Raw genomic sequence first — 21,626 nt, 5'->3', positions numbered from 1 at the left:
GGGGGGCCTTCCGGTCGACGCGTGGGATGCGAACTGTAGCGACGTACGCTGGTGACCATGGCCCGCGACCAGCGCAGGGACCGCGACGACGCGGTCCGCATCACCACGGCGGCCTCCAGCCCGAACGCCGACATCGCCGCTCGGCAGAAGCGCTACCTGCTCTCCATGAGCATCCGGTCGATCTGCTTCGTCGGCGCAGTCGTCACCGCCCTGGCCGGCTGGCAGTGGGTCTGGCCGTTCCTGATCGCCGGGGCGATCATCCTGCCCTACGTCGCGGTCGTCCTCGCCAACGTGCAGGCGACGCGCAAGGAGGGGTTCGGCCTCCAGGACGCGGCGTACGGCGCGCCGCAGCTCGGCGCGGGCGGCCCCCGCGAGCCGGAGGTCGGCACCGCCACGCGATGATCGGGGCGTGATGGACCCCGACACGTGCTCGGCCAAGGGCTGCCAGGCCCCCGCGACGTGGCAGCTGCAGTGGAACAACCCCAAGCTGCACACGCCGGAACGCCGCAAGGTGTGGCTGGCCTGCGAGGAGCACCGGGGCTCGCTCTCTGACTTCCTGGCCGCCCGGGGGTTCCTCAAGGACGTCGTGCCGCACGACCCGGCCGAGGAGCGACCGGACGGGGAGAACCCCGGCTGATCAGCCGCCGATGGCCGACATCGGCCGGTCGGGCTGGAGGAACGCCGGGTCGTCGATGCCGTGGCCGGCGCGCTTGCCGCGCATCGCGACCACCCAGCGCTCGGCGATGTCCTCGTCGGGGACACCGGCCCGCAGTGCCGCGCGCAGGTCGGACTCCTCGCGGGCGAACAGGCAGTTGCGGACCTGGCCGTCGGCGGTGAGCCGCACCCGGTCGCAGTCGCCGCAGAAGGGCCGCGTGACCGAGGCGATCACGCCCACGGTGCCGGGACCGCCGTCGACGCGGAACAGCTCCGCGGGCGCGCTCCCCCGAGGCTCGACCGCCGGGGTGAGCACGAAGTCACGCGCGAGCCGCTCGAAGATCTCCTCGGCGGTCACCATCCCGGTCCGCGACCAGCCGTGCTGGGCGTCGAGCGGCATCTGCTCGATGAAGCGCAGCTCGTAGCCGCGCTCCAGGCACCAGGCCAGCAGCTCGCCGGCCTGGTCGTCGTTGGTGCCGCGCAGCAGGACGGCGTTGACCTTGACCGGCCCGAGCCCCGCCGCCTGGGCGGCCTCGAGGCCGGCGACGACGTCGTGCAGCCGGTCGCGCCGCGTGATCGTGTGGAAGGTCTCGGCCCGCACCGTGTCGAGGCTGACGTTGACCCGGTCGAGGCCGGCCGCGGCCAGCTTGTCCGCGGTCCGAGCCAGGCCGAGCGCGTTCGTCGTGATCGACAGCTCGAGGTCGGGGCCGAGGGCGCGGGTCCGCTCGACGATGCCGACCAGCCCCCGCCGCACCAGCGGCTCGCCGCCGGTGAACCGGACCTCGCGGATGCCGAGGTGGTGCACGCCGATGCCGATGAGCCGGACGACCTCGTCGTCGGAGAGGACCGAGTCGTCGGGCAGCCAGTCCAGCCCCTCGGCCGGCATGCAGTAGTTGCACCGCAGGTTGCACCGGTCGGTGAGCGAGACGCGCAGGTCCGTGGCCACGCGGCCGTACCGGTCCTCGAGGGGTCTCGTCGTCACCCCCGCAGTCTAGGCGCCGCACCCTGGGAGTCGAGGATCACGGCGCCCGGGCGTGGGCGGGGACCCTCGCCCGGATAACCTCGAGGCGTGCGTCGGTTCCGGGTCCTGCTGAGTCGTCGGTGGGCCCTCTTCGCCGTGGCGATCGTCGTGGTCGCCTGGGCCACCTGGTGGCTGGGCAACTGGCAGTTCGACCGCCTCGACCAGCGCAAGGAGACCAACCGCGTCGTCGAGCGCAACGAGAACCTCGAGCCGGCTCCGGTCGCCGAGGTCCTCTCCCCCGGCGGCGACGTCGAGGACGGCGAGGAGTGGCGGGTGGTCACCGCCACCGGTGAGTACGCCGTCGAGGACACCGTCATCGTCCGGTACCGCACCCGCGACGGCCAGTCCGGCATCGAGGTGGTCGTCCCGCTGGTCACCGCCGACGGCACCGCCGTCGTCGTCGACCGGGGCTGGATGCCCTCCGACAACCGCGGGGGCGACGCCACCGACGTCCCCGAGCCGCCGTCCGGCGAGGTGACCATCACCGGCTACGTCCGCGCCGACGGCACCGGCGACAGCACCCGGGTCGTCGACAACAGCACCCGCGCCGTCTCCAGCGAGGAGGTCGGCGAGGCGATCGGCCGCCCGACGTACGGCGGGTTCGTCGACCTCCGCTCCGAGGACCCGGCGCCGGCCGAGGCCCTGACGCCCCGCGACCTCCCCGAGCAGGACAACGGGCCGCACTTCTTCTACGGCCTGCAGTGGTGGTTCTTCGGGGTGCTGGCCATCTTCGGCTTCCTCTACCTCGCCTACGACGAGCTCAAGCGCGGGCCGCACGGCGAGCGCAGCGGTCGGCGCGAGCCCCGGCCGCCGCGGCCGAAGGCCGATCCGCGCACCGGCAAGCGGCCGCCTCGCCCGCCGCGGCCCGGCGCCACGAGCGGTGCCGGCGCTCAGAGCGCGCGCAGTGCCCCGCCGTCGACCGGCAGCACCACGCCGGACACGAACGAGGCCGCCGGGGACAGCAGGAACGCCGCGGCCCGGCCGAACTCCTCCGGGCGTCCGTAGCGGCGCAGCGGGATCGACTCCTCGGCCTGCGCTCGTACGGCGGCCGGGTCGCCCGACAGCGCGTCGAGCTCGGCCACCCGGTCGGTCGCCACCCGTCCGGGCAGCAGCGCGTTGACGCGTACGCCGCGTGGCCCGACCTCGTCGGCCAGGGTCTTGGCGACCATCGCCAGCCCGGGCCGCAGGCCGTTGGAGATGGCCATGTCGGGCAGCGGCGACCGCACGCTCGAGGAGAGCACCAGCGCGAGCGAACCGCCGTCGGGCAGCGCCGCGGCGACCGTGCGCGAGATCCGGACCGCCCCGAGGAAGACCGACTCGAAGGCGGCCGACCACTGCTCGTCGGTGACCGCCAGCACCGGTCCCTTGGGCGGGCCGCCGACGCTGACCAGCGCGCCGTCGAGGCGGCCGAATGTCTCCTGCGCGGCCGCCAGGAGCCGGCCGGGGGTGGTGGGGTCGGCGTTGTCCGCGGCGACCGTCGTGACGCGGTCGGCTCCCAGCTCGGCCCGGGCTGCGGCCAGCGAGTCCTCGGAGCGGCCCGAGAGCACGACGCGGGCGCCCTCGGCCACGAGGACGTCCGCGGTGGCCCGCCCGAGGCCGCGGGCGCCGCCGGTCACCAGGTAGACGCGTCCGTCGAGCGAGAGGTCCATCAGGCCGGCACCTCCTCGAAGAACTGGGTGCGGTGCAGCTCGGCGTAGAGCCCGCCCTGGGCGAGCAGCTGGGCGTGCGTGCCGGACTGGGCGATCCGCCCGTCCTCGAGCACCAGGATCAGGTCGGCGTCGCGGACGGTCGAGAGCCGGTGCGCGATCACCAGGGAGGTGCGGCCGGCCAGCGCGGCGTCGAGGGCGCGCTGCACGGCGGCCTCCGAGCCGGAGTCGAGGTGGGCCGTGGCCTCGTCGAGCACGACGATCGAGGGCGCCTTGAGCAGGAGCCGCGCGATGGCCAGGCGCTGCCGCTCCCCGCCGGAGAGGCGGTAGCCGCGGTCCCCCACGACGGTGTCGAGCCCGTCGGGCAGCGCCCGCACCAGGCCGGCGACCTGCGCCGCCTCGAGCGCCTGCCACATCTGCTCCTCGGTCGCGCCCGGGCGGGCGTAGACGAGGTTGGCGCGGATCGTGTCGTGGAACATGTGGGCGTCCTGGGTGACGTACCCGACCACGTCCTCGAGGGACTGCAGCGTGACGTCGCGGACGTCGTGGCCGCCGACGCGGACCGCGCCCTCGTCGACGTCGTAGAGGCGGGCCACCAGGTGGGTGACCGTGGTCTTGCCGGCGCCCGACGGCCCGACCAGGGCGATCATCTGGCCGGCGTCGGCGACGAAGGAGATGTCGTGCAGCACCTCGGTGTGCTCGCGGGACTCGGTCCGGGCGACGGTCTCGAGCGAGGCGAGGGAGACGTCGTCGGCCCGCGGGTAGGTGAAGGACACGTGGTCGAACTCGAGCCGCGAGGCGGTCGGCGGCAGCGCCACCGCGCCGTGCTTCTCCCGGACCAGCGAGGGCAGGTCGAGCACCTCGAAGACCCGCTCGAAGCTGACGAGGGCGGTCATCACGTCGATCCGGACGTTGGAGAGGCCCTGCAGCGGACCGAGCAGCCGCAGCAGCAGGGTCGCCAGCGCGAGCAGGGTGCCCACGGTCAGCGTGCCGTCGATCGCGAGGTGCCCGCCGACGCCGTACACCAGGGCCGTGGCGAGGGCCGGGACGAGCATCATCGAGGCGCCGAAGATCCGGGTGATCAGCGAGATCCGGACGCCGAGGTCGCGGACGTTCGCGGCCTTGGTCGCGAACAGCGCGTCCTCCTCGCCGCGGCGGCCGAACAGCTTGAGCAGCATCGCGCCGCCGACGTTGAAGCGCTCGGTCATGACGTTGCCGAGGTCGGCGTTGCCGTCCATCTGGCGGCGGGTGAGGCCGGCGAGCTTGGAGCTGACGAAGCGGGAGATCCCGAAGAGGACGGGGAACATCGCCAGGCACAGCAGGGTCACCTGCCAGCTCAGCGCGAACATCGCGATGCCGACGACCAGCACCGCGATGGTGTTCGACACCGTGCTGGAGAGCGTGGAGGTGAAGGCGCGCTGGGCACCGATGACGTCGTTGTTGAGCCTGGAGACCAGTGCGCCGGTCTGGGTGCGGGTGAAGAAGGCCAGCGACTGGCGCTGGACGTGGCCGAAGACCTGGGTGCGGAGGTCGTAGATCAGCCCCTCGCCGATCCGCGAGGAGAGCCACCCGCCGATGACCGCCAGCACGGCGTTGACGACGGCGACGCCGGCCATCGCCAGAGCGATCAGCGTGACCAGCCCGCCGTCGCCCGCGAGGATGCCGTCGTCGACCACGCGCTGCACCAGCAGCGGCGTGACGACGACCATGGCGGCGTCGACCACGGTCAGCAGGAGGAAGACGGTGATGGTCCGGCGGTGGGGGCGGGCGAAGCCCAGCACGCGCCGCATCGTCTCGCGGCTGATCCGGTTGTCGACCACGCTGCGGTCGGCCCTGAGGTTGCGCCACGCGGCGCCTGCGCCGTACATCCCCGACATCGACTGCTCCTTCACCGGCCTCCCGCCAGGGAGGCCATCTCACGGAACCGGCGCACCTGCGCCTCCCGCTCGAGCCGCCGCTGCGTCTCGAGGTCCCGCTGGTCCGCTCCCTGGAGGAGCGACTTGATCTCGGTGACCGCACCCGGGAGGTGGGTCACGAGGGCCTGGACCAGGTCCGCCACCGTCGAGTCCAGCTGCTCGGACGGCACGGCGGCGAGCGCCAGACCGATCCGCACGGCCTCGTCGGCGCCGACCATCCGCGCGGTCGCGCAGATCTCCAGGGCCCTCGCGTAGCCAACGCTGTCGACCAGCGGCTTTGTTCCCGTCAGGTCCGGGACGAGCCCGAGCGCGGCCTCCTTCATCGACAGCTGGGCGTCGGTCGAGACCACCCGGAGGTCGCACGCGAGCGCCAGCTGGAAGCCGGCGCCGATCGCGTAGCCGTGGACGGCTGCGACGGAGACGAAGCGCGGGTCGCGCAGGAAGGTGAAGCCGCGCTGGTACTCGTCGATGGTCGCGGCCAGGTCCCCGTCGGACAGCGCCACCAGGCCGGCGACCGACTCCTCCTCGCCCCCGACGGACGACGGGTCAAGCAGCCGCCGGTCGAGACCGGCCGAGAAGGCGGGACCGTTGCCCCGCACGACCACGACGCGTACGTCGCCGGGCAGCCCGGCCCCGAGGTCGGCCAGCGCGCGCCACATCGCCGGCGTCTGGGCGTTGCGCACGTCGGGCCGGTCGAGGGTGATCGTCGCGACCGGCCCGGTCAGGTCCAGCTGGAGACCGGCCGCGGCGAGGGTCTCCGGGGAGGGCGTCGTCATGGCGGCGAGCCTAGGGCGGCCCGCCGACGTACCCGTGCCCGGCCGGGGCGGCCGCCGACGTCAGGCCAGCGAGACCAGGTCGGCGTACCCCTCGTTCCACAGGTCCTCGTCGCCGTCGGGCAGCAGCAGCACCCGGTCCGGCTCCAGGGCCCGCACGGCGCCCTCGTCGTGGGTGACCAGCACGATCGCGCCCTCGTAGGAGCGGATCGCGGCCAGCACCTCCTCGCGGGAGGCGGGGTCGAGGTTGTTGGTGGGCTCGTCGAGCAGCAGCACGTTCGCGCTGGAGACGACCAGCGAGGCGAGCGCGAGGCGCGTCTTCTCGCCACCGGACAGCACCTTGGCCGGCTTGTGGGCGTCCTCGCCGGAGAAGAGGAACGACCCGAGCACCGAGCGGGCCTCGGTGTCGGTCAGCTGGGGCGCCGCGGACTGCATGTTCTCCAGCACCGTCCGGTCGGTGTCGAGCGTCTCGTGCTCCTGGGCGTAGTAGCCGACCTTGAGCCCGTGGCCGGGCACGACGTCGCCGGTGTCGGCCCGGTCCACGCCGGCGAGGATGCGCAGCATCGTGGTCTTGCCCGCGCCGTTGAGGCCCAGGATGACCACCCGCGAGCCCTTGTCGATCGCGAGGTCGACGTCGGTGAAGACCTCGAGCGAGCCGTAGGACTTCGACAGCCCCTCCGCGGTGAGCGGCGTCTTGCCGCAGGCGGCGGGCTTGGGGAAGGCGATCCGGGCGACCTTCTCGGCCTGCCGCTCCCCCTCCAGCCCCGACACGAGCTTCTCGGCGCGCTTGAGCATCGACTGGGCGGCCGAGGCCTTGCTGGCCTTGGCCCGCATCCTGTTGGCCTGGTCGGTCAGCGTCTTGGCCTTGGACTCGGCGTTGGCGCGCTCGCGCTTGCGGCGGCGCTCGTCGGTCTCGCGCTGGCTGAGGTAGTCCTTCCAGCCCATGTTGTAGACGTCGATGACGCCGCGGTTGGCGTCGAGGTGCAGGACCTTGTTGACGGTCTCCTCGAGCAGCCCGTTGTCGTGGCTGATCACGATGAACCCGCCGCGGTGGGCCTTGAGGAAGTCGCGCAGCCAGATGATCGAGTCGGCGTCGAGGTGGTTGGTCGGCTCGTCGAGGATGAGGATCTCAGCGCCGGAGAAGAGGATCCGCGCGAGCTCGACGCGCCGGCGCTGGCCACCGGAGAGGGTCTTGAGCGGCTGGGCCAGGATCCGGTCCTCGATGCCCAGGCTGTGCGCGATGACGGCGGCCTCGGACTCCGCGGCGTACCCACCACCGGCGTGCAGCTCGGCGTCGGCGCGCTCGTAGCGGCGCATCGCCTTGTCACGGACCGCCGGGTCGTCGCTGCCCATGCCGGCCTCGGCCTCGCGCAGCCGGCGGACGACGTCGTCGAGCCCGCGCGCGGACAGGATCCGGTCGCGCGCCAGCACCTCGGGGTCGCCCGTGCGGGGGTCCTGCGGCAGGTAACCGACCTCGCTGCTGGTCGTCACCGTCCCGCTCGCGGGCTGGCCCTCGCCGGCCAGGATCTTGGTCAGCGTGGTCTTGCCGGCACCGTTGCGCCCGACCAGACCGATCTTGTCGCCGGGCGCGACCCGGAAGCTGACGTTCTCCATGAGCAGTCGCGCGCCCGCTCGGACTTCCAGCTGGGTGGCGGTGATCATGAGGACACCCACTGTAGTTGTGGGTACGGACCAGCCACGAACTGGTTCGCACGTGTGAGGAGTCACCATGCGCTTCAACCCCAAGGCACGCCTGGACACCGGTCGCGTCCGCGACCGCGGTCGAGGCGGTGGCGGCGGCTTCGGCCGCGGCGGCGGCATGGGCGGCGGGTCGATGGGCGGCGCCCGGATGCCCATCCCGGGCGGGATGCGCGCCGGCGGCGGCATCGGCGGCGTCATCGTCGTCGTGCTCTTCCTCGTGCTGACCCAGTGCGTCGGCGGCGGGGTGCCCGGCCTCGGCGGAGGGTCCTCCTCGGCGTACGACACCAGCCGGTTCGCCGACAGCGACCGGTACGAGAACTGCGAGACCGGCGAGGACGCCAACAACGACGTCGACTGCGCCCGCGTGGCGGTCGAGAACTCGCTCGACGACTTCTGGTCCGACGAGCTCGGCGCGCGGTTCGAGCCGGTCGCCGAGCTGGCGACCTTCTCGGGCTCCACGCAGACCGGCTGCGGCGGCGCGACGTCCGAGGTGGGGCCCTTCTACTGCCCGGCGGACTCCTCGATCTACCTCGACACGACGTTCTTCGACACCGTGCTCGAGCGGCAGCTCGGCGGACCCGAGGGCGGGTTCGTCGAGCCGTACGTGCTGGCCCACGAGTACGGCCACCACATCCAGAACCTGCTCGGGGCCATGGGCAAGGTCCGGACCCAGCAGGGACCCACCAGCGACGCCGTGCGGCTGGAGCTCCAGGCCGACTGCTACGCCGGCATGTGGGCTCGCGCGGCGATGACGACCGAGGACGCGGACGGGCAGGTGCTGATCAGCGACCTCACGCAGCAGGACGTGGAGGAGGCCGTCGCGGCGGCCGAGGCCGTCGGCGACGACCGGATCCAGGAGAAGACCCAGGGCCAGGTCACCGAGGAGTCGTGGACCCACGGCTCGGCGGCGATGCGCGTGCGGTGGTTCCGGACCGGCTTCGACTCCGGCTCGCTCGAGTCCTGCGACACCTTCGCCGCGCAGCGGCTGTGACGCCACCGGGCGCGCCGCTCAGCCGGCGAGCAGCGCCTCGATGTGGGCGGCCTGGCGCTGGAGCGCCCGCAGGTGCGGGGCGACGGCGGGGTGGCGGAACTTGCCGGCCAGGGCACCCTCGCCGCCGGCGACCCGCGCCAACGCCCACTCCGCGCGGTTGAGCGCGGTGAGCACCGCCGTCACGCGCGCACCGCGGAGCACCTGCTCGGCGGTCGCGAGCCCGGCCGGGAGCCCGAGGAGGTAGGCCTCGACCAGCGGGTCGAGCTCCTCGCGGGCCTGGAGGGCGTAGAAGCCCAGGTCGGAGCCGACGGGGCCGTGGCCCAGGGTCCCCCAGTCGACCGCCAGCACGTCGTCGCCGGCGCGTCCCGGGAGGTTGGCCGGCGTCGGGTCGCCGTGCTGGGCGACCTGCGGCAGGGCGTCGAGCTCGGCGAGCAGCACCGACCGGCGCCCCCACAGGTGCTCGGCGACGTCGGCGACGGTGGTGCGGGCGAGCGTCCGCCAGCCTCCGCCGCGCTCGACCCGGGCCATCCGGTGGCGCAGCTGGTCGGTGGCGAGCGCGGGCCCGGACAGGCGGGCACCGCCGAACCCGCCCAGGCAGCGCGCCACGAAGAGGCCGCTGTTGGCCGCGTCCTCGACCCACGCCTGGGTCAGGGTGATCCCGTCGGCGTCCTCCTCGAGCGCGGCCTGCGGGTCGGCCCGCAGCCCAGGCGTGTCGACGACGAGGCCGCCGGCCAGCACGTCCGCCGCCCGGCGCCAGTACGCCGGGTGGTGGGGGTCGGAGAGCTCGCGCGGGTCGCCGCCGGTGGGCCGGGCGAGCCGCTTCACGACCACCGGCTGGTCGCCGAGGACCGTCCGCCACACGCCGACGGTCGACGTACCGGTGCCGCCGGGCATCGCCAGCCACCCCGGCTCGGGCTGCCACATGCCGTCGACGCTAGCCAGCGGTGCGGCGTGCGTCACGCAGGCGCGCTGTTGACCACCTCGACCTGCACCGAGCAGGCGTCGCGCACCGCCTGCTCGAGCACGGCGCGACGCGGGTCGGGCACGGCGAGCCAGGGGCCGACCACGTGGAGCCCGTCGAGCGGCGGGCCCGCCAGGACCTCCTCGACCGCGGACCGGTCCCCACCGGTCACGAGCGGACCCCGCAGACCGGCGAGCACGCGCGCCGCGTGCCCGGCCGCGGCCTCGTACGCCGCGCGGGCCTGGTTGTCCCGGCGCCGGGCGAACCGCTGCTGGCTCTGCCCGCCCGCCTTGGTGCGGCCCTGCACGTGCCGCTGCCCCACCTTGGAGTCGCCGATCGCCGTGCGGGAGAGCCGGGCGACGGCGAAGCCGCCCTTGCGGACGAGCAGCAGCCCCCAGTCGGCGGGCGCCGTGACGGCCTCCACGAAGGCGCTCGCCTCCGCCTGGCCGGCGTACGCCTCGTCGAACGGCAGCCGGGCAGCGAAGGTCGAGCCGTCCTCGGCGGTGCCGGCGAGGGCTCCACCGTCGGCGCTCAGCGCGGTCGGGCCGTGGCGCTCCTCGAAGTTCGTCGCCCACCGGACCCAGCGCTCCGCCGGGACCAGGACCGCCCGGGCGGTGCCGCTCACCGCTTCGGCGGCTTGGGGTGCAGCACGCGGAACCGCTCTAGCACGACGGGCATGTCCGGGCGGAAGCCCCGGCCGTGCGGGTCGACCTCGCGGAAGAAGGTCTCGTGCCGGTGCCGCCAGGTCGCGAGCGTGCGGTCCCCCTCGCCCTCGGCGTGGGCGTGCTCGGCGTCCACGCGGTCGAAGGCGACCACGGCCACCTCGGTGGTGGCGACGAGCGCGCGCGGGTGGCCGGCGCCGTCGAGCACGATGCCGAGCGTGCCCGGCTCGGGGAGCGGCACGCCCTCGGCCGCGTAGTCCTCCGCGGCGCTGGCGGTCGCGGTCTTCACGCCGTCGACGACGAGCCCGGCGAGCTCGTCCGCCTGTTCCTGCGTGGCCCCGAAGGACCACGCCGGCGGCGGGAGGGACACCAGGCCCGAGGGCCCGAAGTACGCTGGCAGCCGCTCCAGCTTGGCCTGGCGGCGGGCGAGCACCCAGAAGTTCTCGACCTCGGGCGAGCTCGCGGGCTGGCTCACCGGTCGCTCAGACGTTGAACCCGAGGGCACGCAGCTGCTCGCGGCCGTCCTCGGTGATCTTGTCGGGACCCCACGGCGGCATCCAGACCCAGTTGATCGCGACGTCGTTGACCAGGCCCTCGAGCGCGGCGTTGGTCTGGTCCTGGATGACGTCGGTCAGCGGGCAGGCCGCCGAGGTCAGCGTCATGTCGAGGACGACGTTGGAGCCCTCGTCGACGTGGACGTCGTAGACCAGGCCGAGGTCGACGACGTTGATCCCCAGCTCGGGGTCGACGACGTCCTTCATCGCCTCGGTCACGTCGTCCACGGAGACCGTGGACGACGCCGACCCGGTGGGGGCGGCACCGGTGGCCTCGGGGACCTCCGGCAGGTCGGAGTGGTCGAGCTCGGTCATCGGGTCTCCTCCAGGGAACGGGCCGTGGCGTCCTTCCAGGCCATCCACGACAGCAGTGCGCACTTGACGCGCGCGGGGAACTTCGCGACACCGGCGAAGGCGATGCCGTCCTCCAGCACGTCCTCGTCGGGCTCCACGGTGCCCTTGCCCTGCATCAGGGTCAGGAACTCCTCGTGGACCGACATGGCCTCCTCCACCGGCTTGCCGATGACGAGGTCGGTCAGCACCGACGCGGACGCCTGGGAGATCGAGCAGCCGACGGCGTCGTACGACACGTCGGCGACCTTGCCCTCCGCGAGGTGGACGCGCAGGGTCACCTCGTCGCCGCAGGTCGGGTTCACGTGGTGGACCTCGGCCTCGTAGGGGTCGCGCAGGCCCGCGTGGTGCGGGTTCTTGTAGTGGTCCAGGATGATCTCCTGGTAGAGCGAGTCGAGCTCGGCGTTCACGTTCAGCCCACCTTGAAGTACGCGCGGGTGTGCTCGAGGCCCTCGACGAGGGCGTCGATCTCCGCGGGGGTCGTGTAGAGGTACGACGACATGCGGGTCGAGCTCTGCACCCCGAACCGCGCGTGCGCCGGCTTCGCGCAGTGGTGGCCGGCCCGGACGGCGACGCCGCGCGAGTCGAGCACCTGGGCGATGTCGTGGGGGTGCACGCCGTCCATCTCGAAGGCGACCGCTCCGCCGCGCCGGGTGGCGTCGGTGGGACCGAGCACCCGCAGGCCGGGGATGGTCGCCAGGCCGTCGAGCGCGTAGGCGGTGATCGCCTGCTCGTGGCGGTGGATGTTCTCCAGGCCGACCGCCGAGAGGTACTCCAGCGCGGCGCCGAGGCCGACGGCCTCGACGATCGGCGGGGTCCCGGCCTCGAACTTGTGCGGGATGCCGGCGTACGTCGACCGCTCCATGCGGACCGTCTCGATCATCTCGCCGCCACCGAGGAACGGCGGGAGCTGCTCGAGCAGTGACCGCTTGCCCCACAGCACGCCGATGCCGGTCGGTCCGACGACCTTGTGGCCGGTGAAGACCAGGACGTCGGCGTCGACCGCCGTCACGTCGACGGGCAGCTGCGGCGCGGCCTGCGAGGCGTCGACCACGACGATCGCGCCGACCTTGTGGGCGCGACGCGCGATCTCGGCCACCGGGTTGATCGTGCCGAGCATGTTCGAGACCCAGGTCAGCGAGACGACCTTGGTCCGCTCGGTGATCAGGGAGTCGATGTCGGAGAGGTCCAGCTCGCCGGACTCGGTCAGGCCGAACCAGCGCAGCGTGGCGCCCTTGCGCTCGGTGAGCAGCTGCCAGGGGACGATGTTGGAGTGGTGCTCCATCTCGGTGATGACGACCTCGTCGCCCGCACCGACCGCCAGGTCGCCGGTCGCCCAGGCCAGCGTGTTCGCGACCAGGTTGAGCGCCTCGGAGGCGTTCTTGGTGAAGATCACCTCGTCGCGGCTCGGGGCGCCGATGAAGCGCGCGACGACGTCGCGCGCGTTCTCGAACGCCTCGGAGGACTCCGCCCCGAGCTGGTGCATGGCGCGGGCGACGTTCGCGTTGTGCCGCTCGAGGTGGTCGACCATCGCGTCGATCACGCACTGCGGCTTCTGCGAGGTGTTCGCGCTGTCGAGGTACACCAGCGGCATCCCGCCCGCGAGCGTGCGCTCGAGGATCGGGAAGTCCTTGCGGATGACCTCCAGCTCGGGGAGGAGTCCAGGCAGCACGATCAGACCGCCGCAGCCTTGAGGTACTTGTCGTAGCCCTCGGCCTCGAGCTCGTCGGCGAGCTCGGAGCCGCCCGAGGCGGCGACCTTGCCGGCGACGAAGACGTGGACGAAGTCGGGCTTGATGTAGCGCAGGATGCGCGTGTAGTGCGTGATCAGCAAGACGCCCTTGCCCTCCTGCTCGCGGAAGCGGTTGACGCCCGCGGAGACGACCTTCAGTGCGTCGATGTCGAGGCCGGAGTCGGTCTCGTCGAGGATCGCGACCTTCGGGTCGAGCAGCTCGAGCTGGGCGATCTCGTGGCGCTTCTTCTCGCCGCCGGAGAAGCCCTCGTTGACCGAGCGGGTGCCGAAGGTCGGGTCGAGGTTGAGGCGCTCGAGGGCGCCGTTGACGTCCTTGACCCAGGTGCGCAGCTTCGGGGCCTCGCCGTCGATCGCGGTCTTCGCGGTGCGCAGGAAGTTCGAGACCGACACGCCGGGGACCTCGACGGGGTACTGCATGGCCAGGAAGAGGCCGGCGCGGGCGCGCTCGTCGACCGACATGGCCAGCACGTCCTCGCCGTCGAGGGTGACGGTGCCGCCGGTGATCGTGTACTTCGGGTGGCCGGCGATCGAGTAGGCCAGGGTCGACTTGCCCGACCCGTTGGGGCCCATGATCGCGTGGGTCTCGCCCGACGCGATGGTCAGCGTGACGCCCTTGAGGATCTCCTTGGGACCGTCCTCGGTGTCCACGGACACCTGCAGGTCCTTGATGACGAGCTCGCTCATGAGGGGGTGACTCCGTTCAGGGTGGTGGTGGTGTCGACGTAGACGTCTCCCCCGCGGACCTCCACGGGGAAGGTCGCGACGGGTTCGGTGGCCGGGAGGCCGGTGGGCTTGCCGGTCCGCAGGTCGAAGCGGGAGCCGTGCAGCCAGCACTCGACGGTGCAGTCCGCGACCTCGCCCTCGCTGAGCGAGACCGAGGCGTGCGAGCAGAGGTCCTGCAGCGCGTAGACCTCGTCGCCGTCGCGGGCGACGGCCACGTCGTGGGCGCCGACGGTGACGGCGAGCGCGTCGTCGGTGGGTACGTCGCTCAGCGCGCAGGCCCGCTCGAAGGTCACGAGGCCCCCACCGGCGGCAGGCCGTCGAGGACGTTCTTGGCCAGCTCGGCCTCGACCGTGGCGGCCAGCTGCTCCTCGAGCGAGGGGATGCCGACCTTGCGGATCAGGTCGTTGAAGAAGCCGTGCAGCACCAGGCGGCGCGCCTCGGCGTCCGAGACGCCGCGCGAGCGCAGGTAGAACAGCTGCTCGTCGTCGAACCGGGCGGTCGCCGACGCGTGGCCCGCGCCCTCGATCTCGCCGGTCTCGATCTCGAGGTTCGGCACCGAGTCGGCCTGGCAGCCGTCGGTGAGCACGAGGTTGCGGTTCTCCTCGTAGGTCTCGATCCCCTCGGCGACCTTGCGGATCAGCACGTTGCCGATCCAGACCGTGCGCGCGCCCTGGCCCTGCAGCGCGCCCTTGTAGACGACGTTGGACTTGGTCCGCGGCTGGTTGTGGTCGGCGAAGAGCCGGTGCTCGAGGTGCTGCCCGGCGTCGGCGAAGTACAGGCCGAGCAGCTCGGCCTCGCCGCCCGGACCGTCGTACTCGACGTTGGCGTGCATCCGGACGACGTCGCCGCCGAAGCTCACCGAGGTGTGCTTGACGCTGGCGTCGCGGCCGACCCGGATGGCGTCGCGGCCGAGGTGGACCGCGTCGTCGTCCCAGTCCTGCAGCGAGACCATGTTGAGCTCGGCGCCGTCGCCGACGACGACGGTCGTGGTCGCGGCGTACCGGGCCGAGCCGGTGTGCCGCAGGACGATCGTCGCCTTGGAGAACCGGCCCAGGCGGACCACGACGTGGCCCCACACGAGGTCCTCGGCGCCCTCGCCGGTCAGCGTGACGACGACCGGCTCGGTCGCCTCCAGCTCGGCCGGCACGTCGAGCAGCAGCGCACCGCCCGCGTTGGCGACGGCCAGTGCGGAGGGCCGGTCGTTGGGCGCGAGCTCACCGAGCTCACGCGCCTGCTCGGCGGTGATCTCGGTGAGGGTCACGCCCTCGGGCAGGGAGACCTCGCGGCGCAGGCGCGCGTCGGACGCCTCGCCGTCGAGGATCCCCCGCAGCCGCTTGAGCGGGGTGAACCGCCAGACCTCCTCGCGCCCGGTCGGGACCGGGTGGTCGGCGAGGTCGTACGACGGCGGCGGGTTCAGGTGGGACTCCACCCGGTCCTGCTCCAGGGCGCTCGCGACGCTGTCGCGGGCGGTGTCAGTCACGGTCACTACGTCTGTCTTTCTGGGTCGGCGGGAGGGACGGTGGCCGGCGTCAGCCGACCGCGCCCTCCATCTGGAGCTCGATCAGGCGGTTGAGCTCGAGGGCGTACTCCATCGGCAGCTCCTTGGCGATCGGCTCCACGAAGCCGCGGACGATCATCGCCATCGCCTCGTCCTCCTCCATGCCTCGCGACATGAGGTAGAAGAGCTGGTCGTCGGAGACCTTCGAGACGCTCGCCTCGTGGCCCATGGACACGTCGTCCTCGCGGATGTCGACGTAGGGGTAGGTGTCCGAGCGGCTGATCTGGTCGACCAGCAGCGCGTCGCACAGGACGTTGGACTTCGAGCCGTGCGCGCCCTCGTTGACCTGGATCAGGCCGCGGTACGACGTGCGGCCGCCGCCACGCGCGACCGACTTGGAGAGGATCGAGCTGGAGGTGTTCGGCGCGGCGTGGACCATCTTGGCGCCGGCGTCCTGGTGCTGGCCCTCGCCGGCGAACGCGATCGACAGGGTATCGCCCTTGGCGTGCTCGCCCATGAGGTAGACGGCCGGGTACTTCATCGTCACCTTGGAGCCGATGTTGCCGTCGACCCACTCCATGGTCGCGCCGGCCTCGCAGGTCGCGCGCTTGGTGACGAGGTTGTAGACGTTGTTCGACCAGTTCTGGATGGTCGTGTAGCGGACGCGGGCGCCCTTCTTCACGACGATCTCGACGACCGCGGAGTGCAGCGAGTCCGAGCTGTAGATCGGCGCCGTGCAGCCCTCGACGTAGTGCACGTAGGAGTCCTCGTCGGCGATGATCAGCGTCCGCTCGAACTGGCCCATGTTCTCGGTGTTGATCCGGAAGTAGGCCTGCAGCGGGATGTCGACGTGGACGCCCTTGGGCACGTAGATGAACGAGCCGCCGGACCACACCGCGGTGTTCAGCGCGGAGAACTTGTTGTCACCGACGGGGATGACGGTGCCGAAGTACTCCTTGAACAGCTCGGGCTGCTCCTTGAGCGCGGTGTCGGTGTCGAGGAAGAGCACGCCCTGCGCCTCGAGGTCCTCGCGGATCGAGTGGTAGACGACCTCGGACTCGTACTGCGCGGCGACACCGGAGACCAGGCGCTGCTTCTCCGCCTCGGGGATGCCGAGCTTGTCGTAGGTGTTCTTGATGTCCTCAGGGAGGTCGTCCCAGGTCGCGGCCTGCTTCTCGCTGGACCGGACGAAGTACTTGATGTTGTCGAAGTCGATCGCGCCGAGGTCGGAGCCCCAGGTCGGCATCGGCTTGCGGTCGAAGAGCTTCAGGCCCTTCAGGCGCAGGTCGAGCATCCACTGCGGCTCGCTCTTCTTCGCGGAGATGTCGCGGACGACGTCCTCGTTGAGACCGCGCTTGGCGGTCGCACCGGCGGTGTCCGGGTCGGCCCAGCCGAACTCGTAGCGGCCGATGCCCTTGAGCTCGGGGTTCAGCTCCTCGATGGAGGTCATGGGGTGACCTGCTCCTTCTCCTTGATGGACATGCTCGGGGTGGTGCTGGTGCTGCTTGCGGTGGTGCTCGGGATGCAGGTCGTGCACACCCCGTCGCCGTGGGCGATGGTGGCCAGCCGCTGCACGTGGCTGCCGAGCACCGCGGCGATCGCCTCGGTCTCGGCCTCGCACAGCTGCGGGAACTCGTGGGCCACGTGGCTGACGGGGCAGTGCTGCTGGCACAGCTGCTCCCCCACCGGTACGTCGCGCACGCCGGCGGCGTAACCCTCGTCGGTGAGGACTCGGGCGACGGCCTCCGCCGGGCTGAGCTCGGGGTGCTGCTCGACGACCTCGCCGAACCGCTCCTGGATGAACGCCACGCGCCGGCTCGCGAATTCCCGGACGGCCTGCTCGCCGCCGGTCTCCCGCAGGAAGCGCAGGGCCTGGACGGCCAGGTCGTCGTACTGCTGGTCGAAGCTGTCGCGGCCGACCTCGGTCAGCGCGAACACCTTCGCCGGGCGACCCCGCCCGCGGGTGGCGAGGGTGCGTGGCTCACGGGCCTCGACCGCACCCTCCTCGACCAGCTGGTCGAGGTGGCGGCGGACCGCGGCGGGCGTCAGCGCGAGGCGCTCGGCGAGCGCGGCGGCGGTCGAGGGACCGTCGACGAGGATCGACCGCGCGACGCGCTGGCGCGTCGGCTGGTCACTGCCCGGACGGGCTTCCTCGAATTCCACAACACCAGTGTGGCGTTATTGGTCGGGGCCCTTCAAGGAAGGCTCCCCTTACCTCGCAGCGAGCGGTGACGTGCGTCTCAGCCAGAGGATCCCGGCGAGCGGCAGCACCAGCGGCAGGAAGCCGTAGCCCTGCCCGAAGTGCGACCAGACCGTGCGGTCGGGGAAGAGGTCGGTGGCGACGTACGACAGCGTGCCGACGACCAGCACGCCGACCGCCTCGATGCCGACGGCCACGACGGCCGCCCACCAGCCGCGCCGCCCGCCGACGAGCAGGCACGTGGTCGCGGCGAGGTAGACGAGGGCGGCGAGCAGGGACAGGGAGTACGCCAGCGGCGCCCGGTCGGCCTGCGTGCCGAGCTGCACGAGCGAGCGACCGGTGGCGGCGACGGCGAAGACGGCGTACACCGCGACGAGGATGCGGCCCCAGCCGCTGGAGAGCTCAGCCACCGGCGGTCCAGATGGAGTGCAGCCGGACCTCGAGGGCCACCACGGTCAGCAGGGCGACCAGCAGCACCGCCGTCCCGGCGCGGGTGCGCTCGGCCAGCGACCAGAAGGCGCCGATGGGCAGCACCAGGGGCAGCGAGAGCAGGTAGCTCAGGAACGTCGCCGCGGGCACGTCGCGGTCGGTGCCCGCGAGGGCCACGCAGCCGACCACCGCCTGGACGACGAGGGCGAGCTCGACCAGGGCGAGCACGAGGAAGGTCGGGTCACCCGCCGTCTCGTCGCGCACCAGGTGCACCACGACCGCTGCCATCGCCACCACGGACAGGACGACCACCGCCCCCAGGACCACCGCGTTCACGCCCCTGACCCTAGGTCCTGCCCGCCCGGCCCCCTCCGGCGGACGTTTCCTAGACTGGCCTGGTGTCCGACGCCGCTCCAGCAGTCGCCGTCGACGGCCTGGTGATGCGGTACGGCGACAAGGTCGCCGTGGACGAGCTCTCCCTGACCGTCGAACGCGGCTCCATCACCGCGGTCCTCGGCCCCAACGGGGCCGGCAAGACCACCACCCTCGAGACCTGCGAGGGCTACCGGCGGCCCCAGCAGGGCACGGTGCGGGTGCTGGGGCTCGACCCGGTCCGCCAGCGCGCCGAGCTGCTCCCCCGCATCGGCGTGATGCTGCAGGGCAGCGGCGCGTGGAGCGGCGTGCGCGCGATGGAGATGCTGCGCCACGTCTCCCGGCTGCACGCGCACCCGATGGACGTCGACCTGCTGGCCGAGCGGCTGGGGCTCGGGGACTGCGGGCGCACGCCGTACCGCCGGCTCTCCGGGGGCCAGCAGCAGCGCCTCGGGCTGGCGATGGCGCTCGTCGGGCGTCCCGAGCTCGTCTTCGTCGACGAGCCGACGGCCGGCATGGACCCGCAGTCGCGCCGCACCACCTGGGAGCTGCTCACCGAGCTGCGCGCCGCCGGGGTGACCGTCGTGCTGACCACGCACTACATGGACGAGGCCGAGAAGCTCGCCGACCGGATCCACATCATCGACCACGGCCGGCTGATCGCCTCGGGCTCGCCGGTGCAGCTGACCCGGGGCGGCACCGCGGCGACGATCCGGCTCGTGGTGAGCCGGCCGTTCCCGCCGGGTGCCCCCGACTCGCTGCGCGTCGCCCTCGGGGACCAGATCGAGGTGACGCTGCTCGACGAGGTCAGCCTCCTGGTCACCGGCCCCGCCGACGCCAGCACCCTGGCCAGGGTGTCGGGCTGGTGCGAGCAGCAGGGCGTGCTCCCGGAGTCGCTGACGCTGGGCCAGCGCACCCTCGAGGACGTCTTCCTCGAGCTGACCGGACGGGAGCTCCAGCCGTGACCACCGAGCCGACCACCCCGCGCGCCGGCGCCACCGCGGACTGGACCCCCCGGCCCGGCGGCGCGCCCTGGCTGCAGCAGGTGCGCGCGCAGGCCTCGATGGAGGCCCGGCTGATGCTGCGCAACGGCGAGCAGCTGCTGCTCGCCGTCGTCATCCCGGTCATCGTCCTGGTCGGAGCCGTCCAGGGCGCCGACCGGATCGACCTCGACCTCACGGGCCGGGCCATCGACGTCTTCACCCCGGGGGTGCTGGCGCTGGCGGTGATGTCGACGGCGTTCACGTCGCTGGCGATCGCCACGGGCTTCGAGCGCCGGTACGGCGTGATCAAGCGGCTCGGCACGTCGCCGCTGCCCCGCTCCGGCCTCCTCGCCGGCAAGGTCGGTGCGCTGGTGGCCGTCGAGGCGCTGCAGGTGGCCGTGATCTCGGCGGTCGCCCTGGTCATGGGCTGGGAGCCGGCCGGCGGCCCGGCTGCGGTCGTCGGCGCGGCGCTGGCCGTGCTGCTCGGCACGGCCGCGTTCGCCGCGCTGGGGCTCTTTCTCGCGGGCTCGCTGCGGGCCGAGGCGACGCTGGCCGCCGCCAACCTGGTCTACCTGCTGCTCATGGCCGGCGGCGCCGTGGTGCTGCCCGCCTCGGCGTACGGCGCGTTCGGCGACGTCGTCCGGTGGCTGCCCTCCGGAGCCCTGGGCGGGGCCATGCGCGACGCGCTGATCGACGGCGTCGTCGCCCCCGTGGCGCTCCTCACCCTCGCCGGGTGGGCGGTGGTCGGCACGGTGCTGACCGCCCGTACGTTCAAGTGGGAGTGAGAGCAGTGCGACCGACCACCGAGGCCGCGACCCGATGGGTGCGTCCGATGGGCTGGGCGACCCTGGTCGCCAACATCGTCCTCGTCGTCACCGGCGGCGCCGTCCGGCTGACCGGCTCCGGGCTGGGCTGCCCCACCTGGCCGCGCTGCACCGACGAGTCCTACACCCCGCACGGCGCGCTGAACCTGCACTCGGCGATCGAGTTCGGCAACCGGATGCTGACCTTCGTCCTCGTCGCCATCGCGATCGCGACGTTCCTCGCCGCCTGGCGCAGCCGCCGCAGCGACCTGCTCCGGCTGGCCACGTTGCTGGCGCTGGGCATCCCCGCCCAGGCCGTCATCGGCGGCATCACGGTGCTGACCGACCTCAACCCGTGGATCGTGTCCCTCCACCTGGTCTGCTCGCTGGCGATCATCGGCCTCTCCGTGCGGTTCCTGCAGGTCGCCGACGCCCCGGTCGGCGCGCCGGTCCGCGGCGGGCTGGTCGGTCTCGCCTGGGCGACGTTCCTCGCCGGCTGGGCCGTGCTCTACATCGGCACGATCGTCACCGGCTCCGGTCCGCACGCCGGCGACGCGGACTCCAAGCGCACCGGCCTGGACCCGCTCCAGGTCAGCCAGCTGCACGCCGACGCGGTCTTCCTCCTCCTCGGCCTCACCGTCGGCCTGCTGCTCGCCCTGCGGGCCACCGGCGCCCCCGCCCAGGCGGTGCGGGCCGCGTGGATCCTGCTCGCCGTCGAGCTGGGCCAGGGCACCATCGGCTTCGTCCAGTACTTCACCGACCTCCCGGTCGTCCTCGTCGGCTTCCACCTCCTCGGCGCCGCCCTGACCTCCGCCGCCCTCACCTGGGCCCTGCTCACCGTCCGCCACCCGCGCGCCACCATCCAGCGCGTGCTCGTGGCGCCGCTCGAGGCCGATTCCCGGCCTGACGTGCCGGGGGTGGACGCGCCGGGGGCGGACGAGCCTCGTCCCGTGCAGGGGTCCCCGGTGAACCGGTGACTCCTGCACCCGGCGCGCCCGCCCGGCGTCGCTAGGTTGTCGCCATGCCCGTGCGCCTGCGCCCCGTCACCGAGGCGGACCTGCCCCACCTGACCGGGAGCGACACGCCGTACGAGGACTTCGGGCCCCGCAACCCGCGCACCGCGCCGTACGACCCCTCGCTGACGGCCGACCTCGGCGGCCTCGCCGTGGTCGAGGGCGAGGACGTCGTCGGCAGCCTCAGCTGGGTGCAGCTGCGCTGGGGCCCGAACGAAGCGTCCCGCAGCCCGATGATCGGCATCTGGCTCGCTGCGTCGGCCCGGGGCCGGGGCATCGGCACCGAGGCGCAGCGGCAGCTCGCCGACCTGTTCTTCCTGCACACGACGGTCAACCGCGTCGAGGCCCACACCGACCGGGAGAACCTCGCCGAGCAGCGGTCCCTCGAGAAGGCCGGCTTCCGCCAGGAGGGCGTCGCGCGGGGCGCGCAGTGGCGCGAGGGCGCCCACCACGACCTGTACGTCTACTCGGTGCTGCGCGAGGAGTGGGCGTCCGGCCGCTGAGCCCGTCCTGGAGCACGTCGGGCGCTTGCCGGGGCAGTCTGTCGCTTCCCGGGGCAGATCTACCCCGGGAAGCGAGGGAGTCCCCGGTGGACCGGGGACTCCTGCAGCGGCCCCGCCGAG

Annotated in this window: 26 protein-coding genes; 8 read left to right on the top strand and 18 right to left on the bottom strand. The window is 72.9% G+C overall.

The window, feature by feature from the left end; genetic code table 11:
- Positions 1 to 57: 57 nt before the first annotated feature.
- Together OSR43_RS10020 and OSR43_RS10015 are read left to right on the top strand one after the other, a co-directional pair.
- Positions 58 to 402, top strand: a complete 345-nt coding sequence (locus tag OSR43_RS10020; protein WP_302271290.1) for a DUF3099 domain-containing protein — start codon at positions 58 to 60, stop codon at positions 400 to 402.
- A 10-nt stretch (positions 403 to 412) separates the two neighbouring features.
- A complete protein-coding gene (locus OSR43_RS10015) occupies positions 413 to 637 on the top strand; it encodes an acetone carboxylase (RefSeq protein ID WP_302271657.1) in 225 nt (74 codons plus the stop codon).
- Here OSR43_RS10015 and moaA read toward each other — a convergent pair whose 3' ends face one another.
- Positions 638 to 1,636, bottom strand: coding sequence for a GTP 3',8-cyclase MoaA (gene moaA / locus OSR43_RS10010; protein WP_302271288.1), 999 nt, complete (start codon positions 1,634 to 1,636; stop codon positions 638 to 640).
- An 87-nt stretch (positions 1,637 to 1,723) separates the two neighbouring features.
- On the opposite strand from moaA, the gene OSR43_RS10005 reads away from it, so the two are divergent.
- Positions 1,724 to 2,680 carry an SURF1 family protein gene (locus tag OSR43_RS10005; protein WP_302271286.1) on the top strand — a complete coding sequence of 319 codons (957 nt, stop codon included), beginning with the start codon at positions 1,724 to 1,726 and terminating at the stop codon, positions 2,678 to 2,680.
- Here OSR43_RS10005 and OSR43_RS10000 read toward each other — a convergent pair.
- The 4 genes from OSR43_RS10000 to OSR43_RS09985 are packed head-to-tail and all read right to left on the bottom strand — an operon-like array spanning position 2,566 to position 7,672.
- A complete protein-coding gene (locus OSR43_RS10000; protein ID WP_302271284.1) occupies positions 2,566 to 3,324 on the bottom strand; it encodes an SDR family oxidoreductase in 759 nt (252 codons plus the stop codon). The genes OSR43_RS10005 and OSR43_RS10000 overlap by 115 nt on opposite strands.
- The gene (locus OSR43_RS09995; RefSeq protein WP_302271656.1) at positions 3,324 to 5,198 is read right to left on the bottom strand and encodes an ABC transporter ATP-binding protein; all 1,875 of its coding nucleotides are present in this window, start codon (positions 5,196 to 5,198) and stop codon (positions 3,324 to 3,326) included. The genes OSR43_RS10000 and OSR43_RS09995 overlap by 1 nt, the downstream gene beginning before the upstream one ends.
- Before the next feature lie 11 nt (positions 5,199 to 5,209).
- Positions 5,210 to 6,013 carry an enoyl-CoA hydratase/isomerase family protein gene (locus OSR43_RS09990; RefSeq protein WP_302271281.1) on the bottom strand — a complete coding sequence of 268 codons (804 nt, stop codon included), beginning with the start codon at positions 6,011 to 6,013 and terminating at the stop codon, positions 5,210 to 5,212.
- A 60-nt stretch (positions 6,014 to 6,073) separates the two neighbouring features.
- Entirely contained in the window at positions 6,074 to 7,672 is a 1,599-nt protein-coding gene (locus OSR43_RS09985) for an ABC-F family ATP-binding cassette domain-containing protein (RefSeq protein ID WP_302271279.1), read from the bottom strand.
- Between the two features lie 67 nt (positions 7,673 to 7,739).
- Between OSR43_RS09985 and OSR43_RS09980 the strand changes: the two genes are divergently transcribed.
- Positions 7,740 to 8,702 carry a neutral zinc metallopeptidase gene (locus OSR43_RS09980; RefSeq protein ID WP_302271276.1) on the top strand — a complete coding sequence of 321 codons (963 nt, stop codon included), beginning with the start codon at positions 7,740 to 7,742 and terminating at the stop codon, positions 8,700 to 8,702.
- A gap of 18 nt (positions 8,703 to 8,720) precedes the next feature.
- On the opposite strand, the gene OSR43_RS09975 is transcribed toward OSR43_RS09980, so the two are convergent.
- Genes OSR43_RS09975 through OSR43_RS09915 form a run of 13 tightly spaced genes read right to left on the bottom strand, consistent with a single transcriptional unit; the run spans position 8,721 to position 18,168 of the window.
- On the bottom strand, positions 8,721 to 9,626 hold the full coding sequence (locus OSR43_RS09975; RefSeq protein WP_302271274.1) for a phosphotransferase: 906 nt from the start codon (positions 9,624 to 9,626) through the stop codon (positions 8,721 to 8,723).
- A gap of 32 nt (positions 9,627 to 9,658) precedes the next feature.
- Positions 9,659 to 10,288 (bottom strand): acVLRF1 family peptidyl-tRNA hydrolase, encoded by a 630-nt coding sequence (locus tag OSR43_RS09970; RefSeq protein ID WP_302271271.1) that lies wholly within the window; start codon positions 10,286 to 10,288, stop codon positions 9,659 to 9,661.
- Entirely contained in the window at positions 10,285 to 10,800 is a 516-nt protein-coding gene (locus OSR43_RS09965) for an ASCH domain-containing protein (RefSeq protein WP_302271269.1), read from the bottom strand. Before OSR43_RS09965 ends, OSR43_RS09970 begins: the two co-directional genes overlap by 4 nt.
- 7 nt (positions 10,801 to 10,807) lie before the next feature.
- The gene (locus tag OSR43_RS09960; protein ID WP_302271267.1) at positions 10,808 to 11,194 is read right to left on the bottom strand and encodes a metal-sulfur cluster assembly factor; all 387 of its coding nucleotides are present in this window, start codon (positions 11,192 to 11,194) and stop codon (positions 10,808 to 10,810) included.
- Positions 11,191 to 11,640: a Fe-S cluster assembly sulfur transfer protein SufU gene (gene sufU / locus OSR43_RS09955; RefSeq protein ID WP_302271265.1), complete on the bottom strand. Its 450-nt coding sequence runs from the start codon at positions 11,638 to 11,640 to the stop codon at positions 11,191 to 11,193. Before sufU ends, OSR43_RS09960 begins: the two co-directional genes overlap by 4 nt.
- A gap of 2 nt (positions 11,641 to 11,642) precedes the next feature.
- On the bottom strand, positions 11,643 to 12,908 hold the full coding sequence (locus OSR43_RS09950; protein ID WP_302271655.1) for a cysteine desulfurase: 1,266 nt from the start codon (positions 12,906 to 12,908) through the stop codon (positions 11,643 to 11,645).
- The gene (sufC, locus tag OSR43_RS09945) at positions 12,905 to 13,666 is read right to left on the bottom strand and encodes a Fe-S cluster assembly ATPase SufC (RefSeq protein ID WP_300953876.1); all 762 of its coding nucleotides are present in this window, start codon (positions 13,664 to 13,666) and stop codon (positions 12,905 to 12,907) included. The genes OSR43_RS09950 and sufC overlap by 4 nt, the downstream gene beginning before the upstream one ends.
- Positions 13,663 to 13,998: a non-heme iron oxygenase ferredoxin subunit gene (locus OSR43_RS09940; protein ID WP_302271260.1), complete on the bottom strand. Its 336-nt coding sequence runs from the start codon at positions 13,996 to 13,998 to the stop codon at positions 13,663 to 13,665. The genes sufC and OSR43_RS09940 overlap by 4 nt, the downstream gene beginning before the upstream one ends.
- Positions 13,995 to 15,191 carry a Fe-S cluster assembly protein SufD gene (gene sufD, locus OSR43_RS09935; RefSeq protein ID WP_302271258.1) on the bottom strand — a complete coding sequence of 399 codons (1,197 nt, stop codon included), beginning with the start codon at positions 15,189 to 15,191 and terminating at the stop codon, positions 13,995 to 13,997. The genes OSR43_RS09940 and sufD overlap by 4 nt, the downstream gene beginning before the upstream one ends.
- Positions 15,192 to 15,234: 43 nt before the next feature.
- Positions 15,235 to 16,653 carry a Fe-S cluster assembly protein SufB gene (gene sufB / locus OSR43_RS09930; RefSeq protein ID WP_302271256.1) on the bottom strand — a complete coding sequence of 473 codons (1,419 nt, stop codon included), beginning with the start codon at positions 16,651 to 16,653 and terminating at the stop codon, positions 15,235 to 15,237.
- Positions 16,650 to 17,366, bottom strand: coding sequence for a metalloregulator ArsR/SmtB family transcription factor (locus OSR43_RS09925; protein WP_302271254.1), 717 nt, complete (start codon positions 17,364 to 17,366; stop codon positions 16,650 to 16,652). The genes sufB and OSR43_RS09925 overlap by 4 nt, the downstream gene beginning before the upstream one ends.
- Positions 17,367 to 17,414: 48 nt before the next feature.
- Entirely contained in the window at positions 17,415 to 17,813 is a 399-nt protein-coding gene (locus tag OSR43_RS09920) for a hypothetical protein (protein ID WP_302271252.1), read from the bottom strand.
- Positions 17,806 to 18,168, bottom strand: a complete 363-nt coding sequence (locus tag OSR43_RS09915) for a hypothetical protein (protein WP_302271250.1) — start codon at positions 18,166 to 18,168, stop codon at positions 17,806 to 17,808. Before OSR43_RS09915 ends, OSR43_RS09920 begins: the two co-directional genes overlap by 8 nt.
- A gap of 62 nt (positions 18,169 to 18,230) precedes the next feature.
- Here OSR43_RS09915 and OSR43_RS09910 point away from each other — a divergent pair, with 62 nt between their 5' ends.
- From OSR43_RS09910 to OSR43_RS09895, 4 genes are read left to right on the top strand one after another with little or no spacing between them, the layout of a single operon-like run.
- Positions 18,231 to 19,169, top strand: a complete 939-nt coding sequence (locus OSR43_RS09910; RefSeq protein WP_364864960.1) for an ABC transporter ATP-binding protein — start codon at positions 18,231 to 18,233, stop codon at positions 19,167 to 19,169.
- Positions 19,166 to 19,972: an ABC transporter permease gene (locus tag OSR43_RS09905; RefSeq protein WP_302271248.1), complete on the top strand. Its 807-nt coding sequence runs from the start codon at positions 19,166 to 19,168 to the stop codon at positions 19,970 to 19,972. Before OSR43_RS09910 ends, OSR43_RS09905 begins: the two co-directional genes overlap by 4 nt.
- A 47-nt stretch (positions 19,973 to 20,019) precedes the next feature.
- Complete coding sequence (locus OSR43_RS09900; RefSeq protein ID WP_302271246.1) at positions 20,020 to 20,967, top strand: heme A synthase; 948 nt, start codon at positions 20,020 to 20,022, stop codon at positions 20,965 to 20,967.
- Between the two features lie 44 nt (positions 20,968 to 21,011).
- Positions 21,012 to 21,506, top strand: a complete 495-nt coding sequence (locus OSR43_RS09895; protein WP_302271243.1) for a GNAT family N-acetyltransferase — start codon at positions 21,012 to 21,014, stop codon at positions 21,504 to 21,506.
- The last annotated feature ends 120 nt before the right edge of the window (positions 21,507 to 21,626 follow it).

This window comes from Nocardioides sp. Arc9.136 (assembly GCF_030506255.1).
Classification (GTDB): domain Bacteria; phylum Actinomycetota; class Actinomycetes; order Propionibacteriales; family Nocardioidaceae; genus Nocardioides.
The sequence above is the reverse complement of the archived record's forward strand: the minus strand, read 5'-3'. Positions and strand labels throughout refer to the sequence as shown.

Excerpts from the sequence above, each read along its gene's own strand:
- OSR43_RS09900 (WP_302271246.1), top strand. The coding sequence starts at position 20,020 with ATGGGCTGGGCGACCCTGGTCGCCAACATCGTCCTCGTCGTCACCGGC.
- sufC (WP_300953876.1), bottom strand. The coding sequence starts at position 13,666 with ATGAGCGAGCTCGTCATCAAGGACCTGCAGGTGTCCGTGGACACCGAG.
- OSR43_RS09895 (WP_302271243.1), top strand. The coding sequence starts at position 21,012 with ATGCCCGTGCGCCTGCGCCCCGTCACCGAGGCGGACCTGCCCCACCTG.
- OSR43_RS09960 (WP_302271267.1), bottom strand. The coding sequence starts at position 11,194 with ATGACCGAGCTCGACCACTCCGACCTGCCGGAGGTCCCCGAGGCCACC.
- sufB (WP_302271256.1), bottom strand. The coding sequence starts at position 16,653 with ATGACCTCCATCGAGGAGCTGAACCCCGAGCTCAAGGGCATCGGCCGC.
- OSR43_RS10020 (WP_302271290.1), top strand. The coding sequence starts at position 58 with ATGGCCCGCGACCAGCGCAGGGACCGCGACGACGCGGTCCGCATCACC.
- OSR43_RS10000 (WP_302271284.1), bottom strand. The coding sequence starts at position 3,324 with ATGGACCTCTCGCTCGACGGACGCGTCTACCTGGTGACCGGCGGCGCC.
- OSR43_RS09995 (WP_302271656.1), bottom strand. The coding sequence starts at position 5,198 with ATGTCGGGGATGTACGGCGCAGGCGCCGCGTGGCGCAACCTCAGGGCC.
- OSR43_RS10015 (WP_302271657.1), top strand. The coding sequence starts at position 413 with ATGGACCCCGACACGTGCTCGGCCAAGGGCTGCCAGGCCCCCGCGACG.
- OSR43_RS09990 (WP_302271281.1), bottom strand. The coding sequence starts at position 6,013 with ATGACGACGCCCTCCCCGGAGACCCTCGCCGCGGCCGGTCTCCAGCTG.
- OSR43_RS09985 (WP_302271279.1), bottom strand. The coding sequence starts at position 7,672 with ATGATCACCGCCACCCAGCTGGAAGTCCGAGCGGGCGCGCGACTGCTC.
- OSR43_RS09980 (WP_302271276.1), top strand. The coding sequence starts at position 7,740 with ATGCGCTTCAACCCCAAGGCACGCCTGGACACCGGTCGCGTCCGCGAC.
- OSR43_RS09975 (WP_302271274.1), bottom strand. The coding sequence starts at position 9,626 with ATGTGGCAGCCCGAGCCGGGGTGGCTGGCGATGCCCGGCGGCACCGGT.